Below are 22,220 nucleotides of genomic sequence, written 5' to 3'. Positions count from 1 at the left end.
CTAATCATTAACCGATCTAGAGAACTAGACCGATCGAAATATTTCGCAATTTTACAAGGCGATAAACGCCTAAGCAGGTCAATATACCTACTGAAAACCGCGCCAAGCGACTCAACTAACTTTCCTTTCCCATCTTGACTACCGACGAAATTTGGAGTTTATCGTCGCACATATGACTTGGAAAAACCATGAAAATTATTAATAATATAATTTCCAAATATAGACATGAGGACCTAATACACCTCATTCTCATAGGCGAAAACGCCCATTGTCCTAGTTATATCTACAGAATATAATGACGCTGTGAAACTAGATTTTCAAAAAAAAGAGGATTTAGTTCCATATTCTTGAAAAGCACGGCACAATTCGACCCCATAAGGGGACCTTCAGAGGAGGAAATTTGAAGTATGGCTTCACTTGCTAAGAGCACACGAAAGAAATTCATTCCGATCGCGTCTTCATCCATGGTTCTCTCCCTGCTGCTTAGTACATTTAGCATGGCACCGCTCCAGGAGGCTAACGCCGCGCAAGCGGCAAAAGCCGCAATCGCTTCGCATTTAATATCCTACGAGGGAGCAGCTTACGCTTCTTCTATGGAAGGAGACGGCTTGGCACCGGAAAAAGCGGTCGACGGCGATCCGACGACTCGCTGGGGCAGCGCCTTCAGCGCGGATCCGCAATGGATGTACATCGATCTAGGAGCTCCTGCCACCATCGATAAGGTAGTTCTTAATTGGGAGAACGCCTACTCCAAATCATACAAGATTCAAGTGTCCGATGACGAATCGAACTGGAAAGATATTTATACGAACACAGCCGGAGACGGCGGAATAGATACGATTTCTCTGACCGGATCCGGTCGCTACATCCGTATGTTGTCGCTTCAACGCTCCGGAGGTTACGGGGTTTCGCTCCACGAATTCGAAGTTTACGGAACGGGCGGCAGCAATCCGCAGCCTATCGTACTAGGGGAAGACGTTGCGCTGAATAAGCCGGTCGTCGCTTCCTCCTTCCAGAAGGCGGACGGGGACAAGCCTGCCCTACCTCCCGAAAACGCGATAGACGGAAAACCGGCAACCCGCTGGTCCTCCGCCCCAACGAGCGACGAGTGGATCTACGTCGACTTGGGCAGCGTTCATACCATCGGCCGCGTTCGGTTGGATTGGGAGAATGCCGCAGGCCGCATCTACGATCTCCAAGTATCGAACGATGCCGCCAAATGGACGACCGTCTACCGGGAAGTAGACGGTCGCGACGGAGTCATGGACACGCCCGTGTACGCGGCGGGCCGTTACGTGAGAATGAAAGGAATCAGCAGAACGACTAGCTACGGCTACTCCCTGTTCGGCTTCTCCGTGTACGACTACGTCGAAGGAGATCCTAAACCGACTTACGACATTCCGTCGTTGCCTACCTCTTCCGTCGTTAACGTCGGCGAAGGCAGCTACTTGACTAACGATCTCGACATGCCGCAACCAAGACCGCCGATGAACAAAACGGACGACGTTAAGGCGCCGATCCCATCCAACGATTGGTGGCAATCCGTCTTGATCAAGAATTTGAGCGACAGCCTCATTACGCTGCCGTTGAAATCGAAATATACCTCTAAAGGCTTGAGTATTCTGAATCCCGGCGCAGGTTGGGTGAACGACACCGGAAACTCTCAGGCCGCGGACGGATCGCCGGACTTCTACTTGAACGCCGGCAACATCAGCGCATCCCGCCTCGGAAATAAAGTGTCGGGTTACGGCGATTGGTCCGCGACCGTCGTGCTAAGCGACAACGCGACCAAGAAAATGGAAACGACATTCGTCAAAGGCTCGCCGTACCTCTATTCGGAGTTCGCGGATCCTACGACGCCCGAGCTTTATTTCCCTGTCGCTACTCAATTTTTCGATGACAACAACCAACCGATTCTGACCGCCGACGGCTCTACATTGAATACGGACCATATCGGATTCGCGGTCTCGAACGTAGACGGCTCTCCGAAGCAAAACAAGGTGATTCGCCACTACGGCGTGTTCGCTCCGGAAGGCTCCGTCTTCATGAAAGTCGGCAACAAAATCAAAGTCCGGTTGGGTAACGGACAAGATTACTTGTCTCTGGCTACTCTTCCGGCCGCTAAAGACTTGAACTACTTCTATAAGCATGCTTATGCTTTCGTCGCGAAAACCTCGGTAACGCCAAGCTTCAGCGAGGATTCCTCCGAAGTGACGACTCGATTCGACGTCACGATCGATCAGAAGCGCGCGGACATGGAACCGACGACCTTGATGGCCTTGCTGCCTCACCAATGGAAGTTGACTCCTTCGACGCTGACCGATCTTTCCTACCCGTCGATTCGGGGAACATTGAAGCTGCATGAAGGTAATTCCTTTACGACCGTAGACCGGTTCCAAGGAATCGTTCCGCAATTTACGAACCCGGAAGATCCGACTTATTCGAAGGACGATCTTCTTGAAATGTTGAGCTACCTTGACGAATCCACTGCCAAGAACTACATGAACGGAGACGCTTATTGGCAGGGCAAAGCGCTTCATCCGCTCGGGATGGGCGTATTGGTCGCCGATCAAATCGGAGACACCTACTATAAGAATATTTTCCTAAGCCGATTGAAAACGATCCTGACCGATTGGTACACGTATACCAAGGGCGAAAAGGATTACTTCTTCTATTACGATCCGACTTGGGGCACGATGTACTACAAAAATAGCGAGTTCGGCGCGAACACCGGTCTGACGGACCATCACTTCACGTACGGCTACATCGTGTTCGCTTCCGCCGTTCTGGCGACTTATGATCAAGACTTCAAAGACAATTACGGCGAAATGGTCGAGCATCTTATTCGGGACTTCGGCAACCCTTCGAAGGACGATCCGATGTATCCGTTCCTCCGCAACTTCGATCCGTACGAGGGCCATTCTTGGGCCGGCGGATACGGAGACAACAACAACGGGAACAACCAAGAAGCAGCCGGAGAATCTCTGTTCGGCTGGGTCGGCGAGTACTTGTGGGGCTTGCTTTCCGGCAACGAGGACTATCGGGATATCGCCATTTACGGCTTTACGACCGAGCTGAAAGCCGTCGAGCAATACTGGTTCAACTACGACAACGACAACTGGCTGCCCGAATTCAATCACAAAGCGACCGGTCAAGTGTACGGAAGCGCGTATAACTTCGGCACTTTCTTCAGCGGAGATCCGGTTAACGTTTACGGTATCCACTGGCTGCCGACCGGCGAGTATTTGACAAGCTACGGCTTCGATCCGCAAAAAGCCGCAGACCTATACAACGGCATGGTCGCGGACAACAAAGGTCCTGAAAACGCATGGTATCACATCGTATGGCCGATCGAAGCGCTCAGCGACCCGCAAGCGGTTCTGAACAAATTTACGGTCGAAGATACGCAGAAGAACGAAATATTCAACACTTACTGGTTCGTTCACAACATGGCAACGCTAGGACAACGCACGAAGGATATTTGGGCGAGCGGTTGGTCCGGCGCTACCGTGTACAAGAAAGGCACGACATACTCGGCCATGATCTGGAACCCGACTAACGCTCCGATCACGGTGACATTCAAGAACGCTGCAGGAGAAACGGGTTCCGCGAAAGTCGGCCCTAAATCGCTCGTTAAAGTCGATCCGATGAAAGTGACGGACCTGGACGACAAAACTCCTCCGGAGCTTAACACGGACGCGACGGAAAATAAGGTCGGCCAGCCGATCGACATCACGTTCGCGGACAATGCGGGCTGGAGAGACGCCGTCAACGGGTTGAAAGTCAACGGCGAGACGGTAGACGCTTCGAAATACAGCGTTAAACCGGGAAAAATCACGCTCGACTCATCCGTATTCCCCGAGGAAGGCGGTTACGAAATCGCGGTTCAAGCAGCCGGTTATCCGGATGCCGACGTTCAACAAGTCATCATCACGAACTCGACCGTGAACCTGGCTCTGAATAAACCGACGACCACTTCCGAGAAGCCGAATAACCTTAGCAGCTTCGCGGTCGACGGAAAAGCGAATACGCGCTGGGAGTCCCCTTTCAAAGATCCGCAATCGATTACGGTTAATTTGAAATCGGAATACAAGATCAGCCGCGTACGCTTGAACTGGGAAAACGCAGCAGGCAAAAACTACACGGTTCAAACGTCTACGGACGGAAAAGCATGGAATACCGTTTACACCACGACTCACGGACACGAGGGAATCGACGACATCTCGTTCCCTGCGGTAAATGCAAGATACGTACAAGTAAACGGTACGGCCCGCACGACGAATTACGGCTATTCGCTTTGGGAGCTTGAAGTATTCGGCACCCCTTCGGATCATATGGACGCGCCGGACTTGACCGCGGATACGACGAATAACAAGGTAGGCCAACCGATCGACATTAGCTTCGAAGACGATGCGGCTTGGAGAAACGCGATCAACGGCGTGAAGGTGAACGGGGCGGCATTAACCGCGGCGCAATATACCGTTGCGTCCGGCAAGATCACTTTGAACGCCTCCGTGTTCCCCGAGGTCGACAGCTACTTCATCACGTTCGAGGCAAAAGGATATACGAACGCCGTCGTTCAGCAGTTGATCGTCACGAACTCGACGGTGAACCTTGCGCTGAGAAAAACAACCATCACTTCCGCTAATCCGTTGCAAGCCGGCAATAAAGCGGTGGACGGAAACAAAGATACGAGATGGGAGTCGGCATCCAGCGATCCGCAGTTCATTACGGTCGACTTGGGTACGGCGAACCTCGTTAGCCGCGTGCTTCTGAATTGGGAGAACGCAGCAGGCAAGAACTATACGGTTCAAGTCTCTTCGGACAACGCGAATTGGAAAACCGTCTATACGACGACAACGGGTAAACCGGGCATCAACGACATTACTTTCTCGCCGGAAAACGCTCGATACGTCAAAGTTAACGGCACGGCGCGTACGACGGCATACGGCTACTCCCTGTTCGAATTCGAAATTTACGGCAATCCTTCGGGAGTGCCGGAAGCACCGGAATTAACGGCGGATACGACGATAAATAAAGTCGGTCAACCGATCGACATCGCGTTTACCGACGACGCGGCTTGGAGAGCGGCGATTAGCGCCGTGAAAGTAAACGGCACGCCATTAACCTCTACGCAATACAGCATAAGCGCGGGTAAGCTGACATTGAGCCCTGCCTTGTTCACGGAAGCTAATACGTATTGGATCTCGATCCAAGCTACCGGATATACGGAGACTTCCGTATTGCAAACGGTCGGAGCGAAGGATGCTCCGGTGGAACCGGGCAACCCAGGTAATCCTGGAAATCCAGGTAATCCGAGTAACCCGAGTAATCCAAGCAATCCAAGCAATCCGGGAACCAATCCGAATCCTGCGAATCTTGCATTCGGTAGACCGACTGCCTCATCGCCTGAATATCACCGTTCCGCGGATGACGCGGTAGACGGAAGATTCGATCGCCGTTGGGAATCCGATCACAACGACAACCAATGGATGAGCGTCGATTTGGGAGCTCCGACGACGATTAACCGCGTGCTGCTGACTTGGGAGAACGCCTACGGTAAAGCTTATACGATCGATGTCTCTCTCGACGGACAAGCTTGGACGACCGTATATTCGACCAATGCGGGCAACGGAGATACGGACGACATTTCGTTCGCTCCGGTCAGCGCGAGATACGTTAAGATGAACGGATTGAAGCGCGGAACGCCATACGGCTTCTCGTTATGGGAGTTCGAGGTATACGGCGGCGCAGCCGGCCCCGTAAACGGTCCTGCATTAATCGCGGACATGACGGAAAATACGCTCGGAAAACCGATGGAAATCACTTTCTCCGATAATAAAGCATGGAGAGACGCGATCAACGCCATCGAACTGAACGGCGTAACGCTCAAAGCCAACCAGTACAGCGTTGAAGCAGGCAAAATTACGTTGAATGCGGCGTTGTTCGTCGAGCATAAGCCTTACTACGTCACGGTATGGGCTAGCGGTTACGAGAACAATTTCGTACTGCAGCCGATCGACGTAGGAACGACGGTTAACCTTGCGCTGTTGAAACCGACGACTACCTCCGAGAATCCAATGAAAACCGGAGATTACGCGGTTGACGGAAGCAAGAGCACGCGTTGGGAATCCGCGCACAGCGATCCGCAATGGATCAGCGTCGATCTAGGCGAAACCGTTAAGATCAGCCGCGTGCTTCTGAACTGGGAGAACGCCCGCGCAACGGCCTATACGGTCGAAGTGTCCACGGACGGCTCTAACTGGACGACAGTCTACTCCACGACGAACGGGGCTGGCAGCATCGATAATCTGCTCATCAACCCGATCGATGCCAGGTTCGTCAAAGTAAACGGCACGCAACGCAATACGCAATACGGATTCTCCTTGTTTGAACTGGAAGTTTACAAATAAGAAGCTAGAACTATAACAAGGGCCGGGAACACCTTTAATAAGGTGCTTCCCGGCCCTTGTTGCCGTTCGTAGGAAGTCGTTTCGAAGCGGATTTCCTCATTATTTAACCAGCAATGGGACGACTTCTCCCGCATTAACGTCGATAAGACCGTGGTCGGTGATCTTGAGCGCGGGACTAACCGTAAGGGAATGGGTGCTTATAGACATGATCGGGTTGTAATGTACATACCCCAGCGACAGCATCGCCTCGCGTAGCTCCTTCACCTTCCTAGAGGTGATCTCGAGCGGCTCCTCGGTCAAGATACCGCCAACCGGGAGCTCCAGATGCGATAGCACCTTGCCGTCTTCTACTACGCAGAAGCCCCCTTGGCTTCCGATGACGGCGTTCGCCGCCGTCATCATGTCTTCCGCGTTTCGTCCGACGACGAGCAGATTGTGGTTGTCGTGAGAGTAAGTCGTCGCGATCGCGCCTCGTTTAATCGTGTCGCCGCCGATCAAGCCATAAGCCCGGTTGCCGTTGATGCCATAGCGTTCGAAGGTGGCGATAAGCGCATGCCCGCTTTCTTCCCATAGCAATTCTCCGCCCTTGCTTGCGACGGGGGAGTGCTGCTCCTCCACGAAGGTCGAACCGTCCTTCACGACCATCACCCGGAATTGATGCGTCCCGTCATCGGTCTCCGTTGCAACCGCAAAATCCCGAACCGACAGCGGATCCAGTCGGACGCTTGCGTAAAAGGATTCCGGAAATTGGCCCGACGATGTTGCCTGTACGTATTCATTCTCGACGTCGTATACTTTGCGACCCCGTTTATAAACTTGCCTGATATCCATCTTCGAGGGATCGGATACGAGCACGAAATCGGCGATCTTTCCAGGCGCGATGCTTCCCCGGTCTTGCATACGCATTCTCGATGCCGGCGTATAGGTTGCCGCGTAAATCGCGTCCTCGGGGCGCATTCCCATCCCGATTGCCTTACGGACGAGATGGTCGAGATGGCCGCGCTCCACGAGAGTATCCGGCATGACGTCGTCGGTGACGAAGCAGAAGCGCTCGGCCACGTCATGCGTGCCGAAATAGTCCATTATTTCGGGAGTCATCGACTTCTCCTGAATTTCAATGAACATTCCCGCCGCGATGCGAGCTTCAAGCCCTTCGATGCTTTGATGCGTATGGTCGGATCCGACGCCCGCGTGGACAAGCCTATGCAAATCCAGCCCCATAATTTTCGGAACATGGCCTTCTATAATCAGCTCGGGATAGTTGCTTTGAATGTAGCGCAGAATGTGATTCGTTTTGCAATCCGGATCGCGTATCACGTCCACGTAGTTCATAATTTCGCCAAGGCAAATGATCCCTCCGCCCCGCAACAGCTCGTCGATATCGGGAATGTCGATAGAACCGCCCGTCGTCTCCATCGGGGTAGCCGGAACGGAGCTAGGAATCGCGTAGAACATGTCCGCTTCGCATTCCCGGCCTGCCGCTATCATTTCTTTGACTCCCTCCACGCCGAACACGTTGGCCATTTCGTGCGGCTCCGGTACGACCGTCGTGACTCCGCAACGGATAATCGCGTAAGAGAACGTCGAAGGGGTCACCATCGAGCTTTCGATATGAAGGTGAATGTCGATAAGTCCGGGAATCAAGTATTTGCCGCTACCGTCCACGTATTCGTTTGCCTCGAACAACCCCGGGCCTCCGGGGCCGACGTAAAGTATTTTTCCATCCGCCACGGCGACATCGGCATCTTGAAACTTTTTATAGTAACTGTTGAACACCTTCGCGTTAGTAATCAATTGGTCTGCCTTCATGGGTTCAAAGTCTCTCCTATCCTGGAAAATGAAGCTGCCGATCTGCGCGGACGGCGTCCGCTATCAATCGACGAGCACCAGCTTGTCGGGCGGAAACCGCAGGGTAACCGATTGTCCGCTGTAAAACGGTTTCTCCATCTCCTGATTGGCCGTGAAGTTGCCGAGCGCCGTCTCCACGACATATTGGTAGCTCCTGCCTAGATAGGTGCTGACCTTCACGATTCCGGGCAAGGACCCGATAACGCCCGGTCCCGATCTATCCTCGGCAGCGACTACGAGGTCGTCGGGACGAATAGCTCCTTTGAGCGCGCCGGGGCGCGTTGTGCCGGGATTAGCGACGGCCGTAAACAGATGCTCGCCTGCCCGAAGCGAGATGACCCCTTCGGATTCCGCGCGCTCGGTGAAATTCAAGAAATTATGAAAGCCGATAAACCGAGCCACGAATTCCGTAGCCGGATACTTGAAGATCGTTTCCGGACGGTCGATCTGCTCGATCAGCCCTTTGTTCATGACCGCGACCCGGTCGGAGATGGAGAAGCATTCCTCTTGATCGTGGGAGACGTATAGCGTCGTAATGCCAAGCTCCTGCTGAATTCGGCGGATTTCCACGCGCATGCCGGAACGCAGATTCGCGTCGAGATTGCTGAGAGGCTCGTCGAATAGAAGCAGATCGGGCTCGATGACTAGCGCTCTGGCGATGGCGACCCGTTGCCTCTGCCCTCCCGAAAGCTCCTTCGGGAACCTCGTCTCGAAGCCTCCGAGACTGACGACCTCCAGAATACGCTTCACGCGGGACTTGACGTCGGTTTCCTTCGTCTTGCGCATTCTCAGTCCGAACGCAACGTTATCGAATACCGACATATGCGGGAACAGAGCATAGCTTTGGAATACGATGCCGAAGTTCCGTTTATTCACGGGTTTTCTCGTATAATCATCGCCGGCGAACCGGAATGTTCCCTCTTTGGCTTCCAGAAACCCGGCGATCAACCTTAAGGTCGTCGTCTTTCCGCAGCCGCTAGGGCCGAGAAGGGAAAGCAGTTGTCCCTTCTCCACGTCTAAATTCAAATCCTTCAATATCGTCTGGCTCCCGTAAGCGACCGAGACGCTTTCCAGCGTTAGCAGTGTCATAGCTTATCAGAGCCTCCTTTACCGTAATGTTGAATCGCTTACCGTCGAGTGAACTGGGAAAGCCCCATCAAGCGTTCGATCACGAGCATCAGCACGCCGGTCAGCACCATGAGAAGCACGGAAATCGCCGCGATGGTAGGATCGAAATGGTTTTCCACGTAAGTTAGCATCTCGATCGGCAGCGTACTGACTCCAGGTCCGGTCATATAAACCGAAATATCGATATTGTTGAACGACTCCAAGAACGCGATCAGCATGGAGGCGATAATGCCGGAACGGATGTTGGGCAGCACTACCTTGAAGAACGCGGACATTCTTCCGGCGCCTAAGCTCAATGCGGCCTCCTCGATGGCGAAATCGAAAGTGGACAGGCTCGAAGCCACGACCCTGACGATGAAAGGCAGCATAATGACGGTATGTCCGATCAGCAAGCCGGCATACATGGGCAAATGATATACCACGATCAAATATTTCATTAAAGTGAACCCCAGCACGATGCCGGGAATCAGAATCGGCGAGAGGAATAAGCCGTTGATCAGCTCCTTACCTCGAAAGGAAGAACGGCTGAGGGCATACGCCGCGGGAATACCGAACAATAGCGCGAATACGTTGCCTAGCAGCGAGATCGCGATCGAAGTCTTGAACGTGCGCAGAAAACCTTCCACTTTGAAAATCTGCTCGTACCAGCGGAAGGAAAACCCGTCCGGCGGGAATTGAAGCACGATTCCCGGCTCGAACGAAGTCGCGAAGATAATGAGCAGCGGACCGAGAAGAAAGACGAAGACAAGCAGGCTGAATAAGCCCAGTCCGAAATGTTTTTCCCGCATGCTTCTACCCCTTCGGATTTAATTGACGAGCCGCTCGGTTCATTAAACCGACGACGATAAAGGTAATGGCGATCATGATGACGGCGATAACCGACGCCAGAAACCAGTCGTTAAGCGTCATGGCGTTCTGATACAGAAAAGTAGAGATGACGCGTTGCTTGCCGCCGAGCAACGCCGGAGTCGTATACGCCGTCAGGCTTCCTACGAATACGAGCACGGCGCCGATGACAATGCCCGGCAATGCCAGCGGGAATACGATCCGGACAAACGCGGACATGCGGGAAGCCCCAAGACTCTGGGCCGCAATCACGAGATCAGTATCGATATTCTCGAGCACGCCGACGAGCGAGATAATCATGATCGGCAGGAATAGATGCGTCAAGCCGATGACGATCGCGGTTGGCGTATACAAAATGTCGAGAGGTTTGTCCGACAAGCCTAAACCGACGATGGCGTCGTTGATCAGGCCTTTACGGCCGAGAATGATCATCCAGCTAAACGAGCGAACGATGGGACTGGTGAGCAACGGAAAGATGGCTATCGCGAGCAGGATGCCCTTGCTGCGAGCCGTCTTCCTGGAGATGTAGTACGCGGTCGGAAACCCGAGCGCCAAGCACAGCAACGTCGTGATCAAGCTGACTACGACCGTCGTGAGCAGAATTTGGTTGAAATACGAATCTCCGAAGAAGTGGGTATAGCCGCTCAACGTCAATGTCCCGTCATGATAGAAGGTCGATCCGATCGTAAGCACGATCGGAATGACCATGAAGATTCCCAGAAAGAGCAATCCCGGGAGCAGCAGCCCGTACAGCACGGATTTTTTCATCACGCAACTCCTATGCTAGACTCCTTGCCGACTGCCAAGCGGCGGGAGAAATATTCGGTATCGGCGGAACGGCTGATTGTGCGCTACGAATTCAGCGATGAGATAAATCGATCTAGAAAGCTCTCCGAATCGACCTGCTCGCAGACGCGAACATTCGGCGGATGACCTAACCTATTCTGAACGTCGCATACCGTTCGACCGTCGTTCAGGCGGCTTGTCGTTTCGACGTCGACGAAGTATTCCTTCGCCTCCACGAGCTCCGGCCAGATCGCCACGCCGACGGCAAGCGGATCGTGCAAAGCGCAGGCGCGCACGCCGTTTACGAATTCATAGCGATCGATATAGATCGCCGTACTCTCTTGCACATAATTCCGAATAGCCGGTTCGGTCAGCAACTCGATGTGTCCCTCGGTCAGAAGCGCCTTCCGCGTGACATCCAGTCCGACTTGCGTCAAACTCTCGAATCCGGCATCGACGACTAGCCTTGCCGCTTCGGGATCGGCATAGATGTTGTATTCCGCCGAAGGCGTTACGTTGCCGGGTCCCTGAACGACGCCCCCCATATAGATGACTTCTCTGATATGGCGGGGCAGATCCGGGCATTGCTGAAGCGCGATGGCTAGATTGGTGAGCGGCGCGGTCATGATGAGCGTAAGATCGCCGGAATAGCGAAGCGCCGTCTCCACGATGAAGCTTGGCCCGAAGCCCGCTTCGGGTTGCTTAACCGGCACTCTATCGGAGAGCGCTCCGCCCAACCCGTCGGAACCGTGCACCCGGTGCTCGTAATGGGACTTGCGGATAAGCGGAGCGGAGGCTCCGGCATAGACGGGAATATCCTCCGCCCCCGCAAGCTCGAGAATTTTGCATGTATTCAACGTTGCCTGCTCGAGCGATACGTTGCCGCATACGGTCGTAACTCCCTCGATCTTAAGCTTGCCGCTCTTCACCGCCAAGAGAATTCCCAGCGCATCGTCGATGCCGGTATCCACGTCCAAGATGACTCGCTTACTCATTTGCGCTTCGTCTCCTTATAATCCGACCGTTAGTTCGCGACTTCTTTGTTCCAGCGGTCGGTCCAATTGGCTATGTTTTTGTTAACGAACGCCATATCCAGCTTATTGAGCTTCTCGATGACTTCGGCGCCGTAAGTAACTCCTTTGGCTTCCTCTTCCGTCAGCTGCACGTCCTTGTTCACCGGCGAGTCGACCTTGGCTTTGGCGGATTTCTCTTGAACTTCCTTGCTTAATTGCCAGTCGATGAACGCCTCGGCAAGCTCCTTGTTCTTCGATCCCTTAACGACGTTAAGCGTGTTCATGACGGCATATCCGCCTTCAGCGGGCTTAACGAATTTCGCGCCGGGAACGGCGGCTTGCAGATCCTTGAAGTACGATTCCATGATCGGACCGCCCGCGATTTCTTGCTGCGCGAACATGTTCACGAACTCGGACGTCTGGCCGTAAAATTTCACGACGTTGTCTTTAAGCTCCGCGAGCTTCGAGAAAGCCGCATCCTCGTTGAAAGTGCTGTTGCCCGCAACGCGCGAAGCGGCATCCACGACCATAGGTCCCGCCGTTCCGGTAATGTTCGGCATAGTCAAGTTATTCTTTAAGCTCGGGTCCCATAGATCGCTCCATGAAGTAATTTCCTTGTCCACCATATCGGGATTGTACGCGATGCCGAGCTGGCCGACCGTGTAGGCGGGTCCGTAATCGACTCCAAGCGGCGCTTGGGCGATGCTGAAGATATTCTGAATGTTCGGAATCTTGGTCGGATCGATCTTCTCGAATAAGCCTTCGTCGATCGCTTGCTGCGCATAATAGTCGGACAGATAGACCACGTCGATATCCGAGGTACCTTGGCGGATCTTGTTCAAGCGATCGGCGTTGTTGCCGGTCTCCAGTACGATCTTTACATTGTGCGCTTTCTCGAAGGGTCCGAATACCTCCGCGTCGAAGAATTCCGCGGAGAAGCCCCAAGTGGAGATGACCAGCTTAGTCGGATCGCCCGCAGGCGCGTCCGGGGATGCCGAGCCGTCCGCCGGAGCGGACGAAGTCGCCGGCGAGCTTGCGGCCGGACTCTCTCCCGCGTTATTCGCGTTGTTGCCGCAGCCTGCCAACAGCGTCAGAGATACCAGCGCGGTTGCCATCGTAAAACCCATCCATTTCTTACTCATCTTTTGTTCCTCCCGGAGTGTCGTATTGGCACAGCAATATAAAACAAAAAGAAAAGCATTCTTGAATAAACAAGAACGCTTTTCTTTGTAAACAAAGAAAGTCAGCCACCCGTTGCGCTTAAATGGATTTACCCTCAGAATCGATCCGAAGGAACCAACCGTTATATTCAATTATCGGCAAGAATCCGAATTTCAATCCGAGCTTCGCAAGATCACGTTCGTTATGGCCCACTGAGTGGCGGAATCGTAATCCCTCAACACCGCATCGATCGACAGCTCCATCTCCGTCTCCAGCTTCTCCCGAAATTTCTTCTTATAAAGAAGCGACATGCGGAAATCCACTTCCAGCTTCAAGCCGGGGGATTCCTTCTCCATGGCGTCGGAACGCGGGGAACGACGGTGCTTGGCAACGAGGGTTACGATATCTCCGTCAACGGTCGCCCTTAAGAGAGTCGTGCCGAAGCCGAACAATTCCTTCGATATCTCGTTGTATAGCTGACACATTCTCTTTTTGTGCTCGTTCGTGTCCAAGTGCCTCATGGTTTCACCTTCAAATCTCGGTATATCCGAACATTTGGACTATTAATATTGTTTATTATACATAAATCCTCATAGTTCGACAACCACTATGTAACAATAGATGACATGCATAAAATGTGGAAACGCAGAATTGTTTCTTAGGCTGAAGAACCCTTTCCCTGAACCTCTTTCCACATCTTCTTATTGCTGTATTCCCTCTCCGAGCTAATATCCCTAACGATCCAATCCGGCGCCACGAAAGCATCCGCTGCCTCGACGGATTCGAACTCTACCTCTGCAACGATCAGATCGATATGCTCGTAGCAATCGATTTCGATCCCGAAGCCCTTCCAATCCACGGTAACCCTTCGTTTTATAAGCGGCGTCGCTTCGAACGCTTGCATGATTTGGTCGAAGATTCCCTCCGAGATTTCGTATTCGATCTCTTCGCGGACAAGACCGTGGCCCTTCTTGAAGGTCTGCCTATAAGTTACCGCGCCGCTTCCAAGATCGGTAATTTTGCGCACTCGCAGTTCCTGTGTCTCGTCCATCGCCAAGTACGTCTGCTCGATCCTCTGATCGGAGCGAATTCTCAACGAACCGTCTTCTATCCATCTCGCCGGGAATTCCGTCAGCAGGAACTTCTTTTCAATTTCCAATGACAACTCGTACTCCTCCTATTCCTTGCGCAGCAGTAAAGATTGAAAATGGGGTTTACCCTCTTGTAGTTCAACCGTATGGAAATCCTCGACCGCGAACCATCGCTTCGCGGCTTCGACCAGTTCTTCGTCCTCGTACATGGAGAAATAACGCTTAGGCTCGTAAGGATCGTTTTCCCAGATTCCCTCCGAGTTATCCCCGCCGTATACTCCGAAGAAGAATAATCCTCCGGGCTTTAGGACGCGGTAAATCTGATCCAGAATCTCGTCCAAGTCGGACTTCGGAACATGAAGAAGACTATTCATCGCATAGACGGCCTCGAATTGCTCCGGCGCGAAATCCAAACTGCCGAAGTCCGCCCTCCGAGCGTCCAACCCTTTTTCCAGGCACAGTCGCACCATCTCGTCGGATAAATCCACGCAGACGACATCGAATCGGTTTTCCTTGAAGTATGCCCCGTCGCGGCCCGTTCCGGATCCCAGCTCCAGGATGGAGTTTTTGTCCTCCTCGGCTAGCGTCTGCAGGAAGCTCTGCCGTTCCTTGAATTTCCACGGCTCCATCTGAGCCTGGTTTCTTTGCTCTGCAAAGTTATTATACGCTTGCCTCAGCGCTTCCTTCTCGTTGTCGTTGCGAGTCATTTCCCGAAGCTCCTTTATTTCTCATCCTTATTAAGTTATATCATTACTACTTAGTTCACCCAGCGAGTAGAAATAAGCGTGCCTGGCTGTACTATTTTACCTCAAAGTCGCTCCCAGAGAAAAATAAGCCTGCCTGGCGGTGCTATTTCCCTCAAAGTTGCTCCCAGAGTAAAAATAAGCGTGCCTGGCGGTGCTATTTGCCTCAAAGTTGCTCCCAGAGTAAAAATAAGCGTGCCTGGCGGTGCTATTTCGCTCAAAGTTGCTCCCTGAGAAAAATAAGCATGCCTGGCGGTGCTATTTGACTCAAAGTTGCTCCCAGAGTAAAAATAAGCGTGCCTGGCGGTGCTATTCGCTCAAAGTTGCTCCCAGAGTAAAAATTCTGCTGTCCAGCAACTGTCCGATGTCGTTTAGAGCCTGTTGATGAAATACGGCCAAGACGGTAGCCAGAGGTTCATACCCGAGAATCGCGCCTCCAGGATAGCCGTTGTCGTATAAGCAAACGCGAAACGGAACGTAAAGACTGGCCCTCACGTCGATCGTCAATATTTTCTCGGCGATGACACCGTTGCCCGCAATGTATAGGGAGCAGCGTTTAATTCCGTTCGTTAACGACGTTAAGCGGTCTTGATCCGCACGAAAAAAGATCATAAGTCCATGCTTTCCCGCCATTTCCGCAAAGGCTGCCTCCACTGTCTCCCATGGCGCATTAGCCAGAACAAGAGTCGCATCGACTACGGGATCCCATTTTCCCATCTCCCTCTCGAACGCCTTTACCAAAGCTTCATAGCTAAGCCCCATCGGGATATCTTCCCGCACGAACGAGGTTCCGGCCAACATCGCGTTCCCGAAATACGACGTCTCCACTTCCCTCCCCGACGTACGACTAACCCGGATTCTAATATGGTGTATTCCGGCTAGTAAGGGGCTATGTCATGAGAAACCCGGGACCTTCCTAGGAGACCGATCATTTGCCCGGCTCTTCCTCTTCTTCTTCATTCGTGGAAGCGACGTCCTCGTCGAACACTACTTCCTCTTCCTCTTCATCCCAACCGATATCGTCATCCGCTACGATGTCCTCTTCTTCGTCGGAGGAATTCTCTTCGTCGTACTCGTACTTTTCGTCGGAAGAATCGACCTCCGGAATGAAGTCCTCATCCACCTCGCTCTCGTTATCGATCAACGGATCCTTCGAGTGAGGGACCTTCTCTTCCACGTCCATGCCTTCCGCCTTCTTCTTCTTTTCCAACGTTCTTAGATTGCCGCGTAGCAACCCCATCTGGGACATCGAATTACGGCGAATTCCCGATCTCACGCGGGACATCGTCGCCGCTTCGCGATCGGCCGGTTCGATCTCTTGCTGGGCGAAATCGACGTCGGTCATCTGCATGCGTTCTCCGAAGGTTCTGAGCAAGGAGTCCCTTTTGCGTACCGCTAGGTCCCTTGCCTCTTCCACGTTGCTCCCTTTAGGCGCGCGTTTCACTTTTTCCCTAATGCTCTTGTCCGACATTTCTCCGCCCATGATCGAGCTTTCGACGGCTTGAAATTGATGAACGGCACCCGAGCCGGTAGCCGCGATGGATCCCGGAACATTGAAATCGACACTCGTGGTATCCGGGTCCGTTTTGCTCTTTTTCTTTGCCGAAGGCTTCCCTTTCCCGGTCTTGGAACTGCTCGCCGTGTCCGAGTCCGTATCCGAACCCGCATCGGACGCTTTTTTCTTTCTTTTCTTCATTTCCCTTTTCTCCGTATGCCCGAACTCGTCCTCGAAGGATCTAGGCGTACCTAAAGTATGAGCTTGATTGGCGACTTCCAGATTGCTGCTCGCCCCCATCAGCTTCGAACGTTGAACCTCCGCCAAATTAAAAATCGTAGGAACGGATTGCAGCGTTCTCTCGTGATCGGCGAACGCCTCGGGCGGACGCTCCCCCCTATTGCTCGCATCGAGCCCTCTCCATACGTCCTGCTCGGTTTGTTCGCCGGTTGCCATCTCCTGCAGATGCTCCGCCTCCCTTGGATAAGGGGTAAAGCTGCTGCTCGCGTCGTAAAAATGCTGTTCGTTCTTCTGAAACGGATTTGCCGAGCCCTGAATCCTGCCTAGCTTATAAGTTTCATCCGGCTCGAATAACGAAGGGGCTTCCAAGCTCATCAGCTTGTGCGCCCTCCCCTGGTTCTTGGCTTCCTTCACCAAGGCGGCACGATCGGAAGGCTCCTCCAGCTTAGCCGTTCGCCTCTCTCCTTCCATTCGGTTCAAATGCGGGAAGCTCTCCTGATCGCTCGCGCTCGGCGCGCTTGCGAAGCTTCCTTCCAGATCTCTATTGAACTCTTGAATCATCGGTATCTGAGGAACTTGATAGTTAAAGCCCCCGGATCCGAAGTGAAAGAACCCCGGCGGCTGGGATGCCGTCGTATTCGTCTGGATCATCTGAGTAGCTTGATTGCCGACAGAGCTTTGCATTTCCAACAACGCGTCGCTGGTAGCCGATGAAGAAGGGGAAATCGATTTCTTTTTCTCCCCGCCCGGCTTTTTGTCTTTTGGAGTCCTAGGCATCATTATCTCCTAACGTATGGGAATTTCCGCACTCTACTTCTTTCGATTTCGTTCGACACGATTCCTCTTTCATTTCAATAATTTCGGACATAAAGAAGAAGCCCGCGGATATACGCGGACTTCTCCAGACTACAGACCCGAGGTCTCTACGACGATTACCTTCGGAATCAATTCGCGCAGCTTGTCCAGCGTCACTAACGGAACTCCGTCGTCGGTAACCAATACTTCTATGCGTTTCGCTTCCATGCCGAACAGGAAGCCGGTCCGGTTCAGCTTGGAGGAATCCGCCAGCAGAATGAGGCTGTTGCTGAGCTCCGCCATGGAATGGGCCGTCCTCAACGGTTCGATCTTGGAATAATAGATTCCCTGCGGGGTTATCCCCATGCACGAGAACATCGCCTTGTCGAACCGGTATTGCTTAAGCTCCTGATAGAACTTATGTCCGGTCGTCATCCCGTCAGGCCCCATCTCTCCGCCGACTAAGAAAACCTTCGAACGTCCGCCCTTCTCGGTAATATGAGAAGCGATCATGACCGAGTTGGTCACGATCATAAGCTCCAGATCCAACGGAATTTGCCGGGAAACGACCATGCCCGTCGTATTGCCGTCCAGAAACAGGCTGTCGCCGTTCTCCATCAGCTTGATCGCCGCTTTCGCGATGGCTTCCTTCTTCTCGTAGTTGTAGTAGATTCGTTCCAAGTAGGGCATTTCGTAAGTTGTCTGTTCCCGCCTTGTCGCCCCTCCGTACGTTCTCTGCAAGATGCCCTTGACGTCAAGAATACGCAAGTCCCGGCGGATAGTTTCCACCGAGACGTTGTATTCCTTCACTAAGTCGTCGACCAGAACGTTTCCGTTCCGCTTGATGACTTCCGCGATCTTATTTCTGCGCTGATTCGAATTCATGCGCTTCTTATTTGAAATCCGCCAGCGCTTTGGTCGCGTCGGCTTGCGCTTTCTTAAGCGCGTCGGCCGGAGAAGCTTTGCCCGCCAGCACGGATGCTACCGCGAAGTTAACCGCTTCTTCGATCGAGCTGCGCGCCGCCGTCGGAACGTCGATCGTCGCGTAAGGGAACACTTCGTCGAAGGCCTGCTGCTTCTGCGGATTGTCGGTATAGTTCGTTTTCAACAGGTCCGTTTCCAAGGCCGACTTCGTGGCCGGGAAATAGCCGGTTTTGGCCGCGTAGATCGCTTGCGCTTTCGATCCGGCGAAATACTTCAAGAAAATCCAACCTGCCAGCTCTTGCTCGGGAGTAGATTTGAACAACACTTGATTGCCGCCGTAAAGCTCCGTTTTCTGCGAGCTTGCGTCTCCTTGCGGGATAAGCGTGACTCCCCATTTGAACTTGTCCGCAACGAGCTCCAGCTTGGAGCTGGTTCTAGCCGTCGTGCCGATTTCCATCGCCGCCCGGCCGTTCGTGAACTCCTGCTCGGTATCCTCGGCCATGACGATCGCTTTCTTGTCGAGCAGGTTCTTCATCATCGTCGCCAATTCGATCGCTTCCGGATTGTCGAGGTTGACGGACGAGACGTCCGCCGCGATCGGATCGACGCCCATCGTGCGAAGCCATGTTCTGAACGTTCCGCCGTAAGTCGCGGAACCTGTGCCGTTGCCGATAACCAAAGCCGGCACGCCTGTTTTCTCGGCGATCGTAATCGCTTGCTGCTCGAATTCCTTCCAAGTTTGGGCGGGCTTCTCGATGCCTGCTTTTTGCAGCAAATCGATATTGTAGTACACGCCCATCGCGCTGTTCCCGTGCGGCCAGCTCATGGTTTTGCCTTCGTAAGCCGGAATCCGTTGACGGGCAAGCACGCCCGGCATGATATCATCTAGATCGGCTTGGCTGAGGCCGTTGGCCGGATCCGCGATGAAGCTGTCCAGTGGCACGATTTGGTCCGCCTTCATATACTCGAGCGTATCGCTCTCGTATGCCATCGCGACCGTCGGAAGACCGCCGCCTTGAAGCGCCGCGCGAATCTTCTTGTTCAGATCGGCGTAAGTGCCTTGGAACGTTTCTTTCACGATGATCTTGCCTTCGTACTCTTTATTGAATTCGGCTACCATCTCTTTGATGGCTTCTCCGTATATGGTAGCTTGAATGTGCCAGAAATCGATGGTAATCGGACCGTTTTTGCCGAGCTCGTCCGCGGCGCTACCGCCGGATGCCGCCTGGCTTTCCGCGGCGGAACTGGACGGAGCAAGGGACGTTTCTCCCGATGCGGCCTCGTTGTTCGGGCTGCCGCAAGCAACCAGTAAAGCCAAGCTTAATACGAGCGTTAACGCGGTTAACCTTCTAATGATCAATGAATACATGGATTAGTCCACTCCTCTGATCTAGTTATCTATTTTCACTGTCTGATCAGCCTTAACGGCCTGCATCGACAAGTTGATTGAGCGTTATCGTCTCGCCGTGACCCGGATAATATTTGCGGACGCCCCGGCTGTCCAACAAGGAAGGATGCACGCTGTGCAAGGGAATGACGACCTTCGGACGAATCGCTTCGACGAGCTCGCTGATTTCCTGAGGAGCGGCATGTCCGCCCGTCGCGCAATAATGGTACGTTACGCCGAATTCCGTCAGCCAGCGATGCAGCGTATCGTCTTGGGAGGTCAATGGTCCGCCGTCCGCATGAACGTAGTGGGAAGGCGTCTGGTCGCCGAGGCCTTCCAGCTCCGCCATGAGAGGCGTAAGCGCGTAATTCATGTAGACGGAATACGCGGCTTTGTCCGCAACCACATCCATTAGCGATACCGTCTCGTAAGGGAGCTCGACTTCCGGGGAAACCGCGCCTCCATGGCGGGCAGGGAGAATGCGAACGATCTCGCGATCCGCTTCCAATGCCGGATGGCCCTCCAGCGAACGAATCCCTTCGGTAACGGCGACATGCCACAGAACGGCGGTCGTCTCATCCATGACGAGCGTACGTCCTGCCGCTTTCGTAGCCATGATGATATCGGCTACGCGCTCGACGTTGCGCGCTAAGATATTCACGTAGACAAGACCGGAAGCCTGAGTCGCGACATCCTTGTACTTCACGGCCACATCCGTTTCCATGCGATCGATCGGCTTACGGAAAATCGTGTCCGGCCGCAGTCGCGTGCCTTCCGTGATCAGGATATCCACATCGGCTTTCCGGCAAAGATCGATAAACCGGTCCATCCGTCCGGAATGCCGTCCATGGCGTCTCCAATCGGCGGTAAATCCGATGCGGTGCTCCCGTCCTTGCAGGATGAACCCCGCCACGCCCGGCGTGTCGTGATCGACTTCGATGACCTGCAACCGGAAATCTCCGATCGTTAGCTCTTGAAGATCGTCCACCCGATGAATGACCGCGGAAGAATCCGGATATTCGCCCGCCGCCACGACTCCCTTGTACACGGAATGAGCATCGCCGTGCATGTAGACGGGAGTCCCCGCTTTAAGGTAAGGCATCAATGCCATATGGTCCTGATGGATATGGCTGACGAACGCGTGCAGATCCGTAAATTGCGGAAGCTCCTCCTTCTGCCACAGCCTCTTGAAGGTACCCTCGGACAGATCGCCGATGACCGACGGCTCGTACAGGTTATACAAGGGCGGAGCCATCCGGGTTAACAGCAGGTTACGGATGCCGTAAGGCGGATCGATCGTGACTTGATTGTTGAACATGCCGTGCATTTTGAGCCCCAGATCGAAGACCAGTCCGCTATTTCCGCTTCCGTACACGATCTGAACCCCGCCGATCGTGTTTAGTCCGCCGTAAAACGTTAACGTCTCTTGTGCCATGGTTAAATCGACGCTCCTTTATTCGAATTCGAATTGGAATTTATGAAGAGGGATTTATCGGGCAAACGATCCAGGAAGTCCGCAAGCTCGTCCGGGTCGCTCATCCGCGCATCCCATCGTTCTTCGTCGTAGCTGTCGTAAGGCGAAATCCAGATCGTTCTTCCGCCAAGCTTTTTCACGGGATACAGATCGTTCCAAGCATGGTCTCCGACGGATACGACAGTCTCGGGCCGAACGCCCTCTTCCTCGATCATCCGTTGCAGACGGTTCAGAAGCCCCGTCGGCTTGGAGGCGTTAAACAGCACCTCGTCGAACTCGCCTTCCATCCCCATGTAGGCTACGAATTCACGTGAGCTTCGCTCCGGAGAGTTCGTCATCAGAAGGGTGCGGTAGCCTTTGGACTTAAGCCGTTTTACCGCGGTAAGCAGCGCAATATGGCGAGTAAATCCAAGCTTGTCCGATACCATCTCTTCCCTGACCCGGAGGAATGCCTCCGTTCTCTTGGCGGGCTCTATGCCCAGATAGTGGGCCATGAAACCGATCGTTCCCCATCCGTCGCCGATGTACATGCAATCGCTCATGTCCCTTTTGTTCGCGCCATATAGACCGATACGCTTCTCCTCGTCCGCATCGCCTCCCTCCAAAGAGATCGCGGCTATGACCTCGCCTTGACGGTGGCGAAGAATAAGCCGGTGTAACGGGTCGTAGAAATATCCGATTTTACAAGCATGGCTTCCGCCCAAGATCCGTTCGACTTGTTCGTAAAGCTCGCTTTCGTCCGCATGCCGGTCCGTCCCCTCCAGCAAGTAGGAAAGATATCGCCGCATAAAAGTTTGATCCTGATACAAGGTGCCGTCCATATCCAATACGACTACCTCGATGTCGCTTGTCCAATTCATAAGAAACTCCCTCTTG

General features: G+C 53.4%; 16 protein-coding genes. 1 reads left to right on the top strand and 15 read right to left on the bottom strand.

What is annotated here, in order from left to right; all coding sequences use genetic code 11:
• The first annotated feature begins 407 nt into the window (after window positions 1-407).
• Window positions 408-6,413: a discoidin domain-containing protein gene (locus tag DFP95_RS29415; protein ID WP_245987686.1), complete on the top strand. Its 6,006-nt coding sequence runs from the start codon at window positions 408-410 to the stop codon at window positions 6,411-6,413.
• A 99-nt stretch (window positions 6,414-6,512) separates the two neighbouring features.
• Here DFP95_RS29415 and DFP95_RS15380 read toward each other — a convergent pair whose 3' ends face one another.
• From DFP95_RS15380 to DFP95_RS15310, 15 genes are all read right to left on the bottom strand, one after another.
• Window positions 6,513-8,222 carry an adenine deaminase gene (locus DFP95_RS15380; protein WP_115993532.1) on the bottom strand — a complete coding sequence of 570 codons (1,710 nt, stop codon included), beginning with the start codon at window positions 8,220-8,222 and terminating at the stop codon, window positions 6,513-6,515.
• A 63-nt stretch (window positions 8,223-8,285) separates the two neighbouring features.
• The gene (locus DFP95_RS15375) at window positions 8,286-9,350 is read right to left on the bottom strand and encodes an ABC transporter ATP-binding protein (protein ID WP_115993531.1); all 1,065 of its coding nucleotides are present in this window, start codon (window positions 9,348-9,350) and stop codon (window positions 8,286-8,288) included.
• A gap of 38 nt (window positions 9,351-9,388) precedes the next feature.
• On the bottom strand, window positions 9,389-10,177 hold the full coding sequence (locus DFP95_RS15370) for an ABC transporter permease (protein ID WP_115993530.1): 789 nt from the start codon (window positions 10,175-10,177) through the stop codon (window positions 9,389-9,391).
• 4 nt (window positions 10,178-10,181) lie between these two features.
• Entirely contained in the window at window positions 10,182-11,003 is an 822-nt protein-coding gene (locus DFP95_RS15365) for an ABC transporter permease (RefSeq protein WP_115993529.1), read from the bottom strand.
• Window positions 11,004-11,086: 83 nt separating this feature from the next.
• Complete coding sequence (locus DFP95_RS15360; RefSeq protein WP_115993528.1) at window positions 11,087-12,016, bottom strand: nucleoside hydrolase; 930 nt, start codon at window positions 12,014-12,016, stop codon at window positions 11,087-11,089.
• 29 nt (window positions 12,017-12,045) lie between these two features.
• On the bottom strand, window positions 12,046-13,176 hold the full coding sequence (locus DFP95_RS15355) for an ABC transporter substrate-binding protein (protein ID WP_115993527.1): 1,131 nt from the start codon (window positions 13,174-13,176) through the stop codon (window positions 12,046-12,048).
• A 192-nt stretch (window positions 13,177-13,368) separates the two neighbouring features.
• On the bottom strand, window positions 13,369-13,716 hold the full coding sequence (locus DFP95_RS15350) for a DUF2294 domain-containing protein (RefSeq protein ID WP_115993526.1): 348 nt from the start codon (window positions 13,714-13,716) through the stop codon (window positions 13,369-13,371).
• 137 nt (window positions 13,717-13,853) lie between these two features.
• Window positions 13,854-14,360 carry a CYTH domain-containing protein gene (locus tag DFP95_RS15345; RefSeq protein WP_115993525.1) on the bottom strand — a complete coding sequence of 169 codons (507 nt, stop codon included), beginning with the start codon at window positions 14,358-14,360 and terminating at the stop codon, window positions 13,854-13,856.
• 12 nt (window positions 14,361-14,372) lie between these two features.
• A complete protein-coding gene (locus DFP95_RS15340; RefSeq protein ID WP_115993524.1) occupies window positions 14,373-14,993 on the bottom strand; it encodes a class I SAM-dependent DNA methyltransferase in 621 nt (206 codons plus the stop codon).
• Between the two features lie 345 nt (window positions 14,994-15,338).
• Window positions 15,339-15,857 (bottom strand): DUF302 domain-containing protein, encoded by a 519-nt coding sequence (locus tag DFP95_RS15335; protein WP_245987685.1) that lies wholly within the window; start codon window positions 15,855-15,857, stop codon window positions 15,339-15,341.
• A gap of 100 nt (window positions 15,858-15,957) precedes the next feature.
• Complete coding sequence (locus DFP95_RS15330; protein ID WP_115993523.1) at window positions 15,958-17,541, bottom strand: hypothetical protein; 1,584 nt, start codon at window positions 17,539-17,541, stop codon at window positions 15,958-15,960.
• A gap of 129 nt (window positions 17,542-17,670) precedes the next feature.
• Window positions 17,671-18,444, bottom strand: coding sequence for a DeoR/GlpR family DNA-binding transcription regulator (locus tag DFP95_RS15325; RefSeq protein ID WP_115993522.1), 774 nt, complete (start codon window positions 18,442-18,444; stop codon window positions 17,671-17,673).
• Window positions 18,445-18,451: 7 nt separating this feature from the next.
• Window positions 18,452-19,852 (bottom strand): ABC transporter substrate-binding protein, encoded by a 1,401-nt coding sequence (locus tag DFP95_RS15320; protein ID WP_115993521.1) that lies wholly within the window; start codon window positions 19,850-19,852, stop codon window positions 18,452-18,454.
• A gap of 52 nt (window positions 19,853-19,904) precedes the next feature.
• Window positions 19,905-21,305 (bottom strand): MBL fold metallo-hydrolase, encoded by a 1,401-nt coding sequence (locus DFP95_RS15315; RefSeq protein WP_115993520.1) that lies wholly within the window; start codon window positions 21,303-21,305, stop codon window positions 19,905-19,907.
• Window positions 21,306-21,307: 2 nt separating this feature from the next.
• On the bottom strand, window positions 21,308-22,204 hold the full coding sequence (locus DFP95_RS15310; protein ID WP_115993519.1) for an HAD family hydrolase: 897 nt from the start codon (window positions 22,202-22,204) through the stop codon (window positions 21,308-21,310).
• Window positions 22,205-22,220 lie beyond the last annotated feature (16 nt).

The organism is Cohnella lupini (genome assembly GCF_003386205.1).
GTDB lineage: Bacteria > Bacillota > Bacilli > Paenibacillales > Paenibacillaceae > Cohnella > Cohnella lupini.
The sequence above is the reverse complement of the archived record's forward strand: the minus strand, read 5'-3'. Positions and strand labels throughout refer to the sequence as shown.

Excerpts from the sequence above, each read along its gene's own strand:
- DFP95_RS15360 (WP_115993528.1), bottom strand. The coding sequence starts at position 12,016 with ATGAGTAAGCGAGTCATCTTGGACGTGGATACCGGCATCGACGATGCG.
- DFP95_RS15350 (WP_115993526.1), bottom strand. The coding sequence starts at position 13,716 with ATGAGGCACTTGGACACGAACGAGCACAAAAAGAGAATGTGTCAGCTA.
- DFP95_RS15310 (WP_115993519.1), bottom strand. The coding sequence starts at position 22,204 with ATGAATTGGACAAGCGACATCGAGGTAGTCGTATTGGATATGGACGGC.
- DFP95_RS15325 (WP_115993522.1), bottom strand. The coding sequence starts at position 18,444 with ATGAATTCGAATCAGCGCAGAAATAAGATCGCGGAAGTCATCAAGCGG.
- DFP95_RS15370 (WP_115993530.1), bottom strand. The coding sequence starts at position 10,177 with ATGCGGGAAAAACATTTCGGACTGGGCTTATTCAGCCTGCTTGTCTTC.
- DFP95_RS15320 (WP_115993521.1), bottom strand. The coding sequence starts at position 19,852 with ATGTATTCATTGATCATTAGAAGGTTAACCGCGTTAACGCTCGTATTA.
- DFP95_RS15315 (WP_115993520.1), bottom strand. The coding sequence starts at position 21,305 with ATGGCACAAGAGACGTTAACGTTTTACGGCGGACTAAACACGATCGGC.
- DFP95_RS15375 (WP_115993531.1), bottom strand. The coding sequence starts at position 9,350 with ATGACACTGCTAACGCTGGAAAGCGTCTCGGTCGCTTACGGGAGCCAG.
- DFP95_RS15380 (WP_115993532.1), bottom strand. The coding sequence starts at position 8,222 with ATGAAGGCAGACCAATTGATTACTAACGCGAAGGTGTTCAACAGTTAC.
- DFP95_RS15330 (WP_115993523.1), bottom strand. The coding sequence starts at position 17,541 with ATGCCTAGGACTCCAAAAGACAAAAAGCCGGGCGGGGAGAAAAAGAAA.
- DFP95_RS15355 (WP_115993527.1), bottom strand. The coding sequence starts at position 13,176 with ATGAGTAAGAAATGGATGGGTTTTACGATGGCAACCGCGCTGGTATCT.
- DFP95_RS29415 (WP_245987686.1), top strand. The coding sequence starts at position 408 with ATGGCTTCACTTGCTAAGAGCACACGAAAGAAATTCATTCCGATCGCG.
- DFP95_RS15340 (WP_115993524.1), bottom strand. The coding sequence starts at position 14,993 with ATGACTCGCAACGACAACGAGAAGGAAGCGCTGAGGCAAGCGTATAAT.
- DFP95_RS15365 (WP_115993529.1), bottom strand. The coding sequence starts at position 11,003 with ATGAAAAAATCCGTGCTGTACGGGCTGCTGCTCCCGGGATTGCTCTTT.